We start from the raw sequence: 13497 nt of genomic DNA, 5'->3' as shown, positions 1-13497 counted from the left end.
TAATGCGATTAGTGGGCCACGGCAGCCGCGCCGTGTTCGTCGATCAGATGACCGGTATAGAAACGATCCAGCGAGAACGGCGCGTTCAGCGGATGCGGCTCGTCCTTCGCGATCGTGTGCGCGTAGGCCCAGCCCGAACCCGGCGTCGCCTTGAAGCCGCCCGTGCCCCATCCGCAGTTGAAGTACAGACCCTTCACGTCGGTCTTGGAGATGATCGGGCACGCATCCGGCGATACGTCGACGATGCCGCCCCACTGACGATTCATCCGCACGCGCGAGAACACGGGGAACATCTCGACGATCGCTTCCAGCGTGCCTTCGATGATGTGAAAGCTGCCGCGCTGACCGAAGCCCGTGTATTGATCGACGCCCGCGCCGATCACGAGGTCGCCCTTGTCGGACTGGCTGATGTACGCATGCACCGCGTTCGACATCACGACCGTGTTCACGACCGGCTTGATCGGCTCCGACACGAGCGCCTGCAACGGATGGCTTTCGAGCGGCAGGCGCACGCCGGCCATGTCGGCGAGCGTCGTCGTGTTGCCCGCCGTGACGACCGCGACCTTCTTCGCCTTGATGAAACCCTTCGTCGTATCGACGCCCGTCACCTGACTGCCGTCGCGGCGAATGCCCACGACCTGGCAGTTCTGGATGATGTCGACGCCCGCGCGATCCGCGCCGCGCGCGAAGCCCCACGCGACCGCATCGTGACGCGCGACGCCGCCGCGACGCTGAATCGACGCGCCCAGCACCGGATAGCGGCTGTTGAGATTGATCGTCGGCTCGATTTCCTTGATCTGCTGCGGCGTGAGGAACTCGGCATCGACGCCGTTGAGACGGTTCGCGTTCACGCGGCGCTCGGTATCGCGCACGTCCTGCAGCGTATGCGCGAGATTCATCACCCCGCGCTGCGAAAACATCACGTTGTAGTTGAGGTCTTGCGAGAGGCCCTCCCACAGCTTCATCGCTTTTTCGTACAACGCCGCCGATTCATCCCACAGATAGTTCGAGCGCACGATGGTCGTGTTGCGCGCGGTATTGCCGCCGCCGATCCAGCCCTTCTCGAGAATCGCGACGTTCGTGATGCCGTGCTCCTTCGCGAGGTAATACGCGGTCGCGAGACCATGACCGCCCCCGCCGACGATCACCACGTCGTACTCGCGCTTCGGCTCGGGACTTCGCCACTGGCGCTCCCAGTTCTCGTGATACGACATGCCGTTGCGTAAGAGGCTGAAGATGGAATAGCGGCTCATGGTGTTTCTCTTCCTTCGTGGGGTCCTGAATTCAGCATTCGATGACGTTCACGGCGAGGCCACCGCGCGACGTCTCCTTGTATTTCGTCTTCATGTCCGCGCCGGTTTCGCGCATCGTCTTGATGACCGAATCGAGCGACACGTAATGCTTGCCGTCGCCCTTCATCGCCATGCGCGCGGCGTTGATCGCCTTGATCGCGCCCATCGCATTGCGCTCGATGCACGGAATCTGCACGAGGCCGCCAACGGGGTCGCACGTCATGCCGAGGTTGTGTTCCATCCCGATTTCCGCGGCGTTTTCGACTTGCGCGGGCGTGCCGCCCATGACGGCGGCGAGCGCGGCGGCGGCCATCGAACAGGCGACGCCGACTTCGCCCTGGCAACCCACTTCCGCGCCCGAGATCGACGCCGTTTCCTTGTAGATGATGCCGATGGCCGCGGCTGTCAGAAGGAAGCGCACGATGCCGTCATCGTTCGAGCCGTGCATGAACTTCACGTAGTAATGCAGCACGGCGGGAATCACGCCGGCCGCGCCATTGGTCGGCGCGGTGACGACGCGGCCGCCCGCCGCGTTCTCTTCGTTGACGGCCATCGCATAGAGATTGACCCAGTCGAGCATCGACAGCGGGTCGCGCAGCGACTCTTCCGAGCGCGACCGCAGCGACGCGGACAGATCGGCGGCGCGGCGCTTGACTTGCATCGGACCGGGCAGCTCGCCGCGCTCCTTGCAGCCGCGCTCCACGCACGCGGCCATCACGCGCCACACCGCGAGCATGCCTTCGCGGACTTCGGATTCGCTGCGATTCGCGCATTCGTTTTGCATGGTCACGTCGGCGATAGACAGACCTGTCTCCTGACAGACGCGCATGAGATCGTCGCCGGTGCGAAACGGATACGGCACCGTATTGGCCGCGCGCAAGCCGTTCACGCGATCGCCTTCGCGATTCACGACGAAGCCGCCGCCGACCGAGTAATACTCCTTCTCGACGAGAAGCTGGCCGTTCTCGTCGAACGCCTGAAAGCGCATGCCGTTCGGATGCACGATGCTCGATCCCGGCGCGCCCGGCATCAGCTTGCGATAGAAGCCGATATGCTCGCGCTCCTCGAACATCACATCGTGCTTGCCGAGCAGCTTCAGGCGCTTCGTCGCGCGGATTTCCGCGAGACGCGGCGCGATGACGTCCGGATCGATGAGATCGGGCAGATTCCCTTCGAGGCCGAGCAGCACGGCCTTGTCGGTGCCGTGGCCTTTGCCGGTCGCGCCGAGCGAGCCGAACAGCTCGGCGCGCACGCGCGTGACGAAGGCGAGCAGATTGGCGTCTTCGATATGCGACGCGAAGCGGCACGCCGCGATCATCGGCCCGACGGTATGCGAGCTCGACGGTCCGATGCCGATCTTGAACAGATCGAAGACGCTGACGTTCATTGGCGTGTCCCTTGGGTTGGCGAGATGTTCCGGTATGGCGCTCATTGCACCAAACCCAGAAAAGACCCGATAGAACAAAAACGCCATCGAAATGGGATCGCGGCGTCAGCGCCGTTTTTCGCGCGTGGACGACGTCGGATTTCCGATGATTTCAGGCCCGGCGACGCAAGCGCGACGGCGCGTAACAGAGCATTTCGCGCCCGGCGCGTTTTTGCGCATCTTCGTTGCACATCCCGCATTTTTGAGACTGGTCCGAAGCGTCGCGCCGACAGGCATCGGTATATTCCCTAGGTCTTGAGGTGAGCCACGCCTACAGGTTTCGGATCACTCGTCCTTTCCGCCTTTTCTTGCTTATCCGGTTCGCATTGATGGAAACTCACGCCTTACCCGACCAGTTCTTCAAATCCTGGATTCTCGCTTTCCTTATCAGCGTGGCTGTCGTCGGCACGCTTCAGGCAGTCGATCTGCTCGCCGTCGATCGGGTGCTCACGCGTCAGGTGCCCGTCTGGATCGCGCTGATGCTGCTCTGCTCGATCGATCCCGCCCTGCGCTACTTCGGCGTGTTGAAGGCCGAAGTCGAACAGCGTTGGGCCGATTACACGATCGCGAGCGTGCTCGGCCGCGCGGCGGGCGCGCTCATCGGCGGCGCTTTCGCCTGGGGCTTCGCGGTGCTCGGCGGCTGAAGCGCACCGCTTCGATTCATGGTTATTTGCGCGGCCGGCGTCACACGACGCCGGCCGCGTTCCATTTCTGACGCACGCCCGATGCTCGCGGCCGAGTGATATGCTCGCTGGATAACGTCCAGCCGCATGTCTCCCGCATGAACGCCGCAGAATCTCTTCCGTCGTCGTCTGTCGACGGTCAATCGAAATCGCGCATCCGCTTCGGCATCATCCTGCTGCCGAATTTCACGCTGACCGCGTTCTCCGGTTTCGTCGATCTGCTGCGCCTTTCCGCCGATGAAGGCGATTTCAGCCGACCGGTGCGCTGCTCGTGGAGCGTGATCGGCGAGACGCTCGCGCCCGTTCGCGCGAGTTGCGGCATACAGATCACGCCGTGGGAAACCTACGATCAGGCCGAGCCTTTCGATTACGTCGTCGTGGTCGGCGGCCTGCTGCATTCCGGCCCCGCGACGAGCGATGCGACGCTGCAGTTCATCCGCCGCGCGGCTGCCTCAAATGCAACGCTCGTCGGCATGTGCACCGGCGTGTTCTCGCTGATGCGCGCGGGCGTGCTCGAAGGCCATCGCATCTGCGTGAGCTGGTTTCATTATTGGGACTTCGTCGAGCGATTCCCGCACGCGGATGAGCAATCGCTCGTCGCGGACCGGCTCTTTGTCATCGACAGAAGGCGCATTACGTGTTCGGGCGGGCGCGCATCGATCGATGTCGCCGCCGCCATTCTGCTGCGTCACTTCGAAACGGCGACGGTGCAAAAGGCGCTGCGCATCCTGCTCGTCGATGACATGCAGAAGGGCAACGCGCCGCAGCCGCATCCGCCGGGTCTCGCGCCCGCGACGCATCCGAAAGTAAAACGTGCGATCCTGCTGATGGAGCAGCACGTCGGCCGTTCGCTTACGCTCGATGAACTCGCGCACAAGCTCGATCTTTCGACGCGGCAACTCGAACGGTTATTCAAGGCGGAGACGGGCAAGGCGCCGCAGGCGTATGCGAAGCAGGTGCGGCTGCGCACGGCGGCGTGGCTGCTGACGAGTTCGGACAAGACGGTCGCCGATATCGCATCGAGTTGCGGCTTTTCCGACGCATCGCATCTGGGCCGCGAATTTCGCAAGCAATTCGGCCTGCCGCCGATGATGTATCGCGAGCAGGGCGGCGCGCCGGATGCGCCGGATGCAAATCACGCAATGGATTACGACGAAACTTTCCCGGGCCGCGCGCAGGCAATCTAGCAGGATCTGAATACGTTTTCCGCGGCTCATCAAACCAAGGAGGAACGGCATGGAGACTCACGGATACTCGCAGGAAGAATGGAAAGTGCGCTGTGATCTCGCGGCGCTGTATCGCGTGATCGGGCATTTTCGCTGGACCGACATGATCTTCACGCACATCAGCGCGCGCGTGCCGGGCACCGATCATCACTTTCTGATCAACCGTTATGGCGTGCTTTTCGACGAGATGCGCGCATCGGATCTCGTGAAGATCGATCATGAAGGGCGGCCGGTCGAAGCGGGCGCACGCGATGATCCCGCGCGATATCTCGTGAATCCGGCGGGCTTCACGATTCACTCCGCGATTCACATGGCACGGCCCGATGTGTTTTGCGTCGTGCATACGCATACGGCGGCGGGCGCGGCGGTATCGGCGCAAAAGCAGGGCTTATTGCCGATCAGTCAGCATGCGTTGAAGTATTACGGACATATCGCGTATCACGACTATGAAGGCATTGCGCTGGACCTCGCGGAGCGCGATCGCCTCGTCAACGATCTCGGCTCGCATAACGCGATGATCCTGAAGAATCACGGGTTATTGTCGTGCGGAAAGTCCATTCCGGAAGCGTTCCAGGAAATGTACTTTCTTGAACGCGCTTGCGAGATTCAGATTCGCGCGCTGGCGGGCAATGCGGAATTGAATCTGCCGTCGCAGAGGGTTTGCGAGTTGACTGCAGAGCAATATCGGCGCGATGAAGCCGATGGAATCATGGCGTTGCAGTGGCAAGCGGCGTTGAGAATGATCGAAGGCGCGAAGCCGGATTATCGGACCTGACGCGCCTTCGTTGAATCACTGCGTCAGTTTTCAGTTGCCGGCGACATACGCCTTCACTGCCGGCAACCCATCCTTCCCGTCGAACGTCTTTACGCCCGCAAGCCATTTATCGAGCACCGCCGGATTCGCCTTCAGCCATTCGCGCGCCGCCTTGTTCGCATCCGTCTTGTTCATGATCGGCAGCATCACGTGGTTCTCGATATCCGTCGTGAACTGCAGGTTGGACACGAGCTTCGCGACATTCGGACAGCGCGTGTCGTAATCCGTCGGCGTGACGGTCAGCACTTTTGCTTCGCCATAGTTCGGGCCGAAGACATCGTCGCCGCCCGCGAGATAGTCGATCTTCATCTGCACGTTCATCGGATGCGGCTCCCAGCCGAGGAACACGATCGGCTTCTTGTCGCGAATCGCGCGATTCACTTCCACGAGCATGCCCGCCTCGCTCGATTCCACGAGCTTGAACTTGCCGAGCCCGTACAGGTTGTTGTCGATCATCTTCTTGATGAGCGCATTGCCGTCGTTGCCCGGCTCGATGCCGTAGATCTTGCCGTCGAGCTTGTCGTAGTTTTTCGCGATGTCGTTGAAGTTCTTGATGCCCGCCTGATACGCATAATCCGGCACCGCGAGCGTGTACTTCGCGCCCGTCAAGTTCGGCGTCGGCAAGACCTTCACTTGATTCGCTTTCCTGAACGAATCGATCATCGGGTCCATCGTCGGCGACCAGTAGCCGAGGAACACGTCGATCTGCTTGCTCTTCACGCCCGCGAACGTGATCGGCACGGACGCGATCGTCTTCGTCGGGTTGTAGCCCAAGCCCTGAAGAACGGTCGATGCAAGTCCGGTGGTCGCGGCGATATCCGTCCAGCCGACATCCGCAAAGCGCACGTTCCTGCACGCGGCAGGCTCGGCTGCATACGCTCCCGACAAACCAGATAGCAAAGCTGCCGCGATCCACAATCGTTTCATCGATCTCTCTCCGAAGTTATTTTCAAGGCATGACGCGGCCCGCACGCGAGGCTTTCATACGAAGCCCGCGCGGCCAAAAAAGAAAAAGAAAAAGTCAGGCCGATAATCGCCGCTCGACGCTCGGCGCATGTCCGAACTGCGCGCGATACGCCTTGCTGAAGTGACACGGCGAATGGAAGCCGCAGATGCTCGTCACGCGCGCGATCGACGCATCGGTGTTGCGCAACAGTTCGCGTGCGCGACGCAATCGCAACGTCAGGTAGTAATGCGTCGGCGATACGTTGAGGAACATCTTGAACATGCGCTGCAAATGCCGCTGCGACAGATGCACGAGCCGCGCGAGTTCTTCGAGCGACAACGGCTCTTCGATGTTCGCCTCCATCAGCCGCACCACTTCGACGAGTTCCGCACGCGAGAAGCCGACGCGCGCATCGACGGGAATGTGCTGATAATCCGTCGATCCGCGAATTCGCTCGACGATGAACTGCTCCGACACCTGCGCCGCATGCGCCTGCCCGAGCCGCATGCCGACGAGATTGAGCATCAGGTCGAGCGGCGCGGTGCCGCCCGTGCACGTCAGGCGGTCGCGGTCGATCACGAAGAGCTCGTCGGCGAAGCGCACATGCGGAAAGCGCTTGTTGACCGGCGACATGTCTTCCCAGTGCAGCGTGCAGCGATAACCATCGAGCAGTTTCGCCGCGAGCAGCGCATACGGCCCGGTGCAGATTCCGCCGAGCGGAATGCCCGCTTCATGCGCGCGCTGCAGAAGACCGATCACCTTGTCGTCGACATAATCGGCGACATGCCAGCCCGCGCAGACGATCAGCACGTCGGGCATGCCGGCTTCGTCGAGCGTCATCGTCGGCTTGATGGTGATGCCGTTGCTCGCACGCGCGGGCTCGCCGTCCGGCGTGATGATCGACCAGCTGTAGTGCTGCGCGCGGCCGACGTAATTGGCCATGCGCAGCACCTCGACCGCGCTCGTGAACGCGATCATCGAGAAGTTCGGCAGCGTGAGAAAGCCGAAGCGCGAAAGACTGGACAACGGTGATTCGGTACCCGCCGGAACGATCGCGTCGCGCTTCATGGGTCGTGTGCCTTGTTAGCCTTGTTGCGCCGCCGGCTCGCGGCGCACTTTCATCACGCTCTTCAGACCGGCGAAGAGCGGGGCGCGTGCCATGCCGGGCGCTCGTCCGAAGCTCTCGGTGATGCGGTCGAGGATGATCGCCAGCAACACCACCGACAAGCCGCTCTCGAAACCAAGCCCGATATCCAGACGCTGAATCGATGCGAGCACGTCGTTGCCGAGACCGCCCGCGCCGACCATCGACGCGATGATGACCATCGACAGCGCCATCATGATCGTCTGGTTCACGCCGGTCATGATCGACGGCAGCGCGTTCGGAATCTGCACCTTGTAGAGCAGCTGGAACGGCGTGCAGCCGAATGCCTGGCCGGCTTCGACGATCTCGCGATTCACCTGCTTGATGCCGAGCGCGGTGAGGCGCACGGCCGGCGGCATCGCGAAGATGACGGTTGCGAGAATCCCCGGCACGCGGCCGAGACCGAACAGCATCGCGGCCGGAATCAGGTAGACGAAGGCGGGCATCGTCTGCATCAGATCGAGCACCGGGCGCACGCCCATTTCGACGTACTTGCTCTTCGACGTCCAGATGCCGAGCGGAATGCCGAGCAGCAAGCTGATGAACGTCGAGGACAGCGTGAGGCCGAGCGTGATGACCATCTGATCCCAGAAGTTCGTCGCGTAGATCAGCAACAGCGACGCGAGGACGAACACGGCGAATCGCCAGCCCACTCGCCACAAGCCGATGCCGACGAAGATCGCCATGAGCGCCCACATCGGAATGGCCTGCAGGCCGTGCTCGACGGCCGCAGCGAATGTTTCGATGACCTTGCCGATGGAGTCGAAGGTCTTCGCGTCGTGATCGAGGAGATAGTGGACGCCGTGGTCCACCCAACTGCCAAGCGGGATGATTTCAGACATGGGAACCTCGATGGTGCGTAAGGACCTTCAGGACATTGGTCTTGTTGATCGAACCGCAGTACGAACCGTCCGCTTCGACGACCGGCAGCGGGGCGGGACTTGCGACCACGCGATTCACGACCTCGTCGAGCGCGACGTGACGCTCGATGCATTCGATCGGATTGATGCGCGGCGCGGCGTTGCCGTTCGCATCACGTCCGACGAAACCGCGGATGCGGCGCTCGGCGTCGAGCACGAACGCGTAGTCGGCGCTGCCGTTGAGCGTCGCCGCGACGCTCGATGCGTCGATTTGCGGCGAATGTTTGATGAGCGGCACGTCGTCGGTCTGCATCAGATCGCCGGCCGTGAGATAGCGGCTCGTGTCGATGCCTTCGAAGAACGCTTCCACGTAGTCGTCCGCGGGATTCGTGATGATTTCCTGCGGCGTGCCGATCTGCACCACGCGGCCGCCTTCCATGATCGCGATGCGCGTGCCGATGCGCATCGCCTCTTCGAGATCGTGCGACACGAACAGGATCGTGCGGCGCTGCTCGCGTTGCAGATCGAGCAGCACGTTCTGCATTTCCTTGCGCTTCAGCGGATCGAGCGCGGAGAACGCTTCGTCCATGATCATCAGCGAAGGATTCACGGCAAGCGCGCGGGCGAGACCCACGCGCTGCTGCATGCCGCCCGATAGTTGCGCAGGTAACTTTTGGGCGAACGGAGCCAGGCCGACCTGCTCCAGCACGGTCATGGCGCGCGCTTCGCGCTCCTTCTTGCCGACGCCCGCGACCTCGAGGCCGAATGCGGCGTTGGAAAGAACCGTGCGCTGCGGCATCAGCGCGAAGGACTGAAACACCATGCTCATGTCCTTGCGCCGCAGGGACGTGAGTTCGGAGCGCGGCACGGCGGCCACGTCGCGGCCATCGATCAGCACCTTGCCCGCCGTCGGCTCGACCAGCCGGTTGATGAGCCGGATCAGCGTGGATTTGCCCGAGCCGGAAAGGCCCATGAGCACGAAAATCTCACCTTCCTTGACGTCAAAGGAGACGTTATGGACGCCGACGATCTGTCCGGTGCGCTTGAAAACCTCTTCCTTCGTCGCACCACCGGCCAGCATGTCCAGCGCCTGTTTGGGACTGTTGCCGAAAACCTTGCACAGTCCTTCGACTACCACCTTGGGGGAATTCATCGAATATCTCCTGGCGTGTGCGGACGTGCGTCCGCGCTGTGCATACATAGTTGCCAGAAAAAAGTCACATCAGCCGACTATTTGCGACAACCACATGTGGAAATACGACACCGGAATAAGCGCGAAAGTGCCAGCGGTCGATCGAATCCTTGCTGGATAAGGGTTTGCGGGAAGCGCAGCGAACGATCTTGCGATTTTCGGCATGTCGCGCATGAACAAGTCGCGAAGCCTTTTTGCGATGCAGGCGGCTTGCGAACCGCGCGTCAGCAATACGAAAGAAAGAAAAGACTGGCGTCGCGCAGGAAGGGCGAAGAAGGATGCGTCCGGCACGAAGCCGAAGCGATGTGGAATTGCTAGAAAAACTACATAAAACGGAAAACTGGCGGGCGGGTCGTACGGCTCGTGCCGTCGTAAGTTGCTGGTGTTGTGTTTCCCGCGCCGCCGTCAGCTGCGCATTACAGGCGGAAGCCGAAAGCCGTGCCGCGCGCCTTGCGCTGACGCTCGGATTCACGGAAACGCGCTTGATACGAGTAATCTTTGTCCATCGGCAGGTGGGCCGATTCGAACATCGAAGCAAATTTTTGCAGCAGGGCGAAGAGGTAGCTCATGACTGACTCCGGTTAGTTACAGAGGGTTTTCCCTTAGAGAGGATTATAGGGTTGTCCCTAACCGATTTCTAGTGCAATGCAACATTTCGTGGCAAGAAATTTGGTAGTTTTTCTACATTTTTACCGGTTTGCCGTCTCCTCGAAACGGGGACGGATCTGCGAAGCCCGTACGACGGCATTCCGATCCGAGGACGAGCGGCTGCGCGACACGCCGCCGCAGAACGGCGTGTCGCGCGAATCTGACAGCGTGAGTCAGTGCGCCGAGGAAGTGGCGCGATGGTGCGCGTGACGCGTGTGCTTTTTCGGCGCGGGATCGGGCGTCGCGGCGCTGATCGGCCGAACCGGTGATGCGTCCGTCAGGTCGGGAGGACGGCGCACGCTGACATTGGCGGAATCGGTATCGAAGAGCGACGCGAGCGTCGCCTGCTGGTTGAGCATCAGTTGCTCGGTGCGTTCCTGCTGCAGCTTGCTATCGTGGTTCATGCGCAGCAGTACGGCCGTTTGCGCGATGCCCGTCGCCACCGTGACGAGCATCACGCAGACGATGATCGTCAGCATCGTCTTCATGCGGCGCGCGTGGGCGGCCGTCGAAGTGCGCTGCTCCGCGATCACCGCATAGAGCGCGTCGATGGTGTCCGCGAACGCCGTGGCGCGGGCGCGGTCGAGTTCGGGCGCGGCGGCATCGCGGATGCCGGGCTGCGCGAACGGCGCCGCTTCGTTGCGGTCGCCGCGAGCCCCGCGATCGCGGGCGATGAGCGCTGAAGCGAGCGCGGCGAGCGATGGCGCCGCATTCTCCGGCGCAACCGACGTGCTGATGCTCGCCGATCGCGTCGTCACCGCGGCCATCGCGCCGGTTCTCGCGGCTGGTTGGCTCGCGTCCGGCGGCGGGGCATCGATGAGAGGGGAATCGTCCCCGAAGAGGCCCTGCTCCGGCGCAACCGATGTCACGCCGCCACGCGCCGCCCTTTTCGCGACGACGGATTCCGGCGCGTTCCCGCCATTCGATTGCACGGCCGCGAGAAACACTTCTGGCAGTTCGAAACCTTCGAACGTGCCTTGGCGGATATCGGTGTTCATCGCCTGAAGTTGCGCGCGCTCGGCGTCTTCGGCGAACAGATCGAGCGTTTCGCCCGCACGCGCGCCTTCGCTCAGTTGTGCGAGACGCTGCGCGGAACGTGCGGCGCGAGCGAGTTTCTTTTCCGTGTCGGCGCTGGTCTGCGGCGCCCGCATCTCATGCTTTTGCGTTGCGCGCCGGCGGCGGGACGAGGCGTCGGCGTCTCTCTTTACTGCGGAATCTGACATAGGTTCGAAAGGCGGCTGCCCGAACCGGCGTGCAAGGCGCACCGGCGCATCGGCGATTATTTCGAGAGGCCGCATTGTCGCATGGCTGCGCGTGCAAACCCGCATCCCGAAGGCGATTTCAGGCGGCATCGTCCTCACGAAACTCGCGCACGACGTCGAGTTGACGCAAACGATCGCAAATCGCGCGATATTCCACCGCAGATGCACGCGACAGTTCGACTCGCACCTCGTCGAGATCGGGCGAATCATCGCTTTGCTGCACGACGAACTGCTTCACGCGCACGCTGCCGGGCCCGAGCGCCTCGTGCAGCGCATGAAAACTGAGCGCGCCGCGATCGACGAGCATCGTCAGTTGACGGCGCTGCTTCACGCTGATGAAGCGGCGTTCGAGCGGCTTGATCCCCGCCAGAATGATGAGGATGATCGCCGTCGCCGCGATCGACGCCGTATAGAGCCCGCCGCCGACCGCGAGGCCAATGGCCGCGACCGACCAGAGGCTCGCCGCGGTCGTCAGGCCGCGCACGATCTCGCCGCGCAGCAGAATCGAGCCCGCGCCGAGAAAGCCGATGCCCGACACGACCTGCGCCGCGACCCGCGACGGATCGAGCACGACGTGGTCGTACTTCAGCGCATCCTCGAAACCGTAAGCCGACACGATCATGATGAGCGCCGAGCCGACGCACACGAGCATGTGCGTGCGCAGTCCCGCCGCCCACGAAAGCCGCTCGCGCTCGAAGCCGATCACGCTGCCGAGCGCCGCGGCCATCATGAGCCGCGACACGAGTTCGATATTTCCTATCATGTTCTCGTCCTCCTCTCGGTGAGTCGCCCGCGAATGCGTCGCGCTGCGGGCCGGTTTTGCTATCCTTTCCCGTTGCGTAGGTGCCTCACGGCCGCGCATCCCCCGAAACAATAAGAGTCGTCCTATGCAGGATCAGCAACCAAACGCATCGCCGGCGATGCAATCGGCGAACCCGGAATCCGCCGCGCCATTGCGCGCGCATTACGCGAACATCGTGTTGCCCATCTGGCGCGGTCCGGGCTTCAACGCGGCGCTCGGGCTCGCCTATGAAGCCGTCGCGCCGGGGGATCACGCGCCGCTGCCGCCGAAGCGCTATCGGGCGATGGCCTGCGCGCGCCAGCTCTTCGTGTTCTCGGAAGCCGGCGATCTCGCGCACGCCGCGACGCTGTTCGAATCGCTACGTCACTATTTTCAGGACAAACGCAACGGCGGATGGTTCTACAGCGTGGACGCGAGCGGCGCGCCGCTGGAGCGTCAAAAGGATCTCTACACGCATGCGTTCGTCGTTTTTGCGTGCGCGCATTACGCGAAGAAAAGCGGTTCCGCCGATGCTTTCACGCTGCTCGATGAAACGTCGCGGCTCGTCGAGGCGCGCTTTTCGAGCGGCGGCGATCTGCTGAACGCGGTGCTTGCCGAGGATTTCGGCGCGACCATCGAGACGCCGCTGCAAAATCCGCTGATGCATCTCGCCGAAGCGTGGCTCGCGGCGCGCGAAGCGACCGGCGAGCCCGCCTACGACAAGCGTCTCGCGCAGCTCGCGAAATCCGTCGCGGATGCGTTCGTGCACGAGCCGAGCGGCTCGATCGCCGAATTGCCGATGGGCACGGCGGGCAACCGGCTGGAGCCGGGCCATCAGTTCGAGTGGTATTTTCTGGCGCTGGGCAGCGGTCACGCCGCATTCGAAGCGGCGGGGCTGAACGAACGGCTCGCGCGCGCGTTCGACTTCGCGCAGCGGCACGGCGTGGACGAGCAGACGGGCGGCGTTCATGCCGCCATCGACGAAACCGGGCGCGTGATCGACGGGACGCAGCGCATCTGGGCGCAGACGGAATATCTGCGCGCGCTGGCGACGCGCGGCGACGCCGTCGGTCCGCAAATCGAGCGGTTTCGCGCGCGCTTCCTGCACGAAACCGGCTGGGTGGAATGCCGCTCGGCGACGGGCGAGATCAGCCGCGCCGAGATGCCGTCGACGACGCCGTATCACCTCGCGACGTCGTACGCGGCCTTGCCTCTTTAAGCGA

The 13497-nt window shown here is 62.7% G+C and carries 13 protein-coding genes; 4 read left to right on the top strand and 9 right to left on the bottom strand.

Features of this window, described 5'->3' with window-relative positions; all coding sequences use genetic code 11:
* Positions 1-8: 8 nt before the first annotated feature.
* Entirely contained in the window at positions 9-1253 is a 1245-nt protein-coding gene (locus BG60_RS18375) for a sarcosine oxidase subunit beta family protein (RefSeq protein WP_008354176.1), read from the bottom strand.
* Positions 1254-1284: 31 nt separating this feature from the next.
* Positions 1285-2679: an L-serine ammonia-lyase gene (locus BG60_RS18370; protein ID WP_008354177.1), complete on the bottom strand. Its 1395-nt coding sequence runs from the start codon at positions 2677-2679 to the stop codon at positions 1285-1287.
* Positions 2680-3047: 368 nt separating this feature from the next.
* On the opposite strand from BG60_RS18370, the gene BG60_RS18365 reads away from it, so the two are divergent.
* The 3 genes from BG60_RS18365 to BG60_RS18355 all read left to right on the top strand — a co-directional run bounded on the left by BG60_RS18365 (position 3048) and on the right by BG60_RS18355 (position 5402).
* Positions 3048-3362, top strand: a complete 315-nt coding sequence (locus tag BG60_RS18365; RefSeq protein ID WP_033535841.1) for a hypothetical protein — start codon at positions 3048-3050, stop codon at positions 3360-3362.
* A 137-nt stretch (positions 3363-3499) separates the two neighbouring features.
* Positions 3500-4588 (top strand): GlxA family transcriptional regulator, encoded by a 1089-nt coding sequence (locus BG60_RS18360; RefSeq protein ID WP_008354179.1) that lies wholly within the window; start codon positions 3500-3502, stop codon positions 4586-4588.
* 49 nt (positions 4589-4637) lie between these two features.
* Positions 4638-5402: a class II aldolase/adducin family protein gene (locus BG60_RS18355; RefSeq protein WP_008354180.1), complete on the top strand. Its 765-nt coding sequence runs from the start codon at positions 4638-4640 to the stop codon at positions 5400-5402.
* A 30-nt stretch (positions 5403-5432) separates the two neighbouring features.
* Here the strand turns inward: BG60_RS18355 and BG60_RS18350 are convergent, their stop codons facing one another.
* From BG60_RS18350 to BG60_RS18325, 7 genes are all read right to left on the bottom strand, one after another.
* Complete coding sequence (locus BG60_RS18350; protein ID WP_033535840.1) at positions 5433-6368, bottom strand: choline ABC transporter substrate-binding protein; 936 nt, start codon at positions 6366-6368, stop codon at positions 5433-5435.
* 94 nt (positions 6369-6462) lie between these two features.
* Complete coding sequence (locus BG60_RS18345) at positions 6463-7455, bottom strand: GlxA family transcriptional regulator (protein ID WP_008354182.1); 993 nt, start codon at positions 7453-7455, stop codon at positions 6463-6465.
* Positions 7456-7470: 15 nt separating this feature from the next.
* Positions 7471-8373 (bottom strand): choline ABC transporter permease subunit, encoded by a 903-nt coding sequence (gene choW, locus BG60_RS18340; protein WP_008354184.1) that lies wholly within the window; start codon positions 8371-8373, stop codon positions 7471-7473.
* Entirely contained in the window at positions 8366-9544 is a 1179-nt protein-coding gene (locus BG60_RS18335; RefSeq protein WP_008354185.1) for a quaternary amine ABC transporter ATP-binding protein, read from the bottom strand. Before BG60_RS18335 ends, choW begins: the two co-directional genes overlap by 8 nt.
* 455 nt (positions 9545-9999) lie before the next feature.
* Positions 10000-10152 carry a hypothetical protein gene (locus BG60_RS39045; RefSeq protein ID WP_008354186.1) on the bottom strand — a complete coding sequence of 51 codons (153 nt, stop codon included), beginning with the start codon at positions 10150-10152 and terminating at the stop codon, positions 10000-10002.
* 252 nt (positions 10153-10404) lie between these two features.
* Positions 10405-11382 carry a hypothetical protein gene (locus BG60_RS18330; RefSeq protein ID WP_008354187.1) on the bottom strand — a complete coding sequence of 326 codons (978 nt, stop codon included), beginning with the start codon at positions 11380-11382 and terminating at the stop codon, positions 10405-10407.
* A gap of 190 nt (positions 11383-11572) precedes the next feature.
* Complete coding sequence (locus BG60_RS18325) at positions 11573-12256, bottom strand: MgtC/SapB family protein (RefSeq protein ID WP_008354188.1); 684 nt, start codon at positions 12254-12256, stop codon at positions 11573-11575.
* A 124-nt stretch (positions 12257-12380) separates the two neighbouring features.
* On the opposite strand from BG60_RS18325, the gene BG60_RS18320 reads away from it, so the two are divergent.
* A complete protein-coding gene (locus BG60_RS18320) occupies positions 12381-13493 on the top strand; it encodes an AGE family epimerase/isomerase (RefSeq protein ID WP_008354189.1) in 1113 nt (370 codons plus the stop codon).
* Positions 13494-13497 lie beyond the last annotated feature (4 nt).

Origin of the sequence: Caballeronia zhejiangensis, from assembly GCF_000698575.1 — a bacterium.
Taxonomy (GTDB): domain Bacteria; phylum Pseudomonadota; class Gammaproteobacteria; order Burkholderiales; family Burkholderiaceae; genus Caballeronia; species Caballeronia zhejiangensis.
Note: the sequence above shows the minus strand (reverse complement) of the source record. Positions and strands in the feature narration are given on the sequence as shown.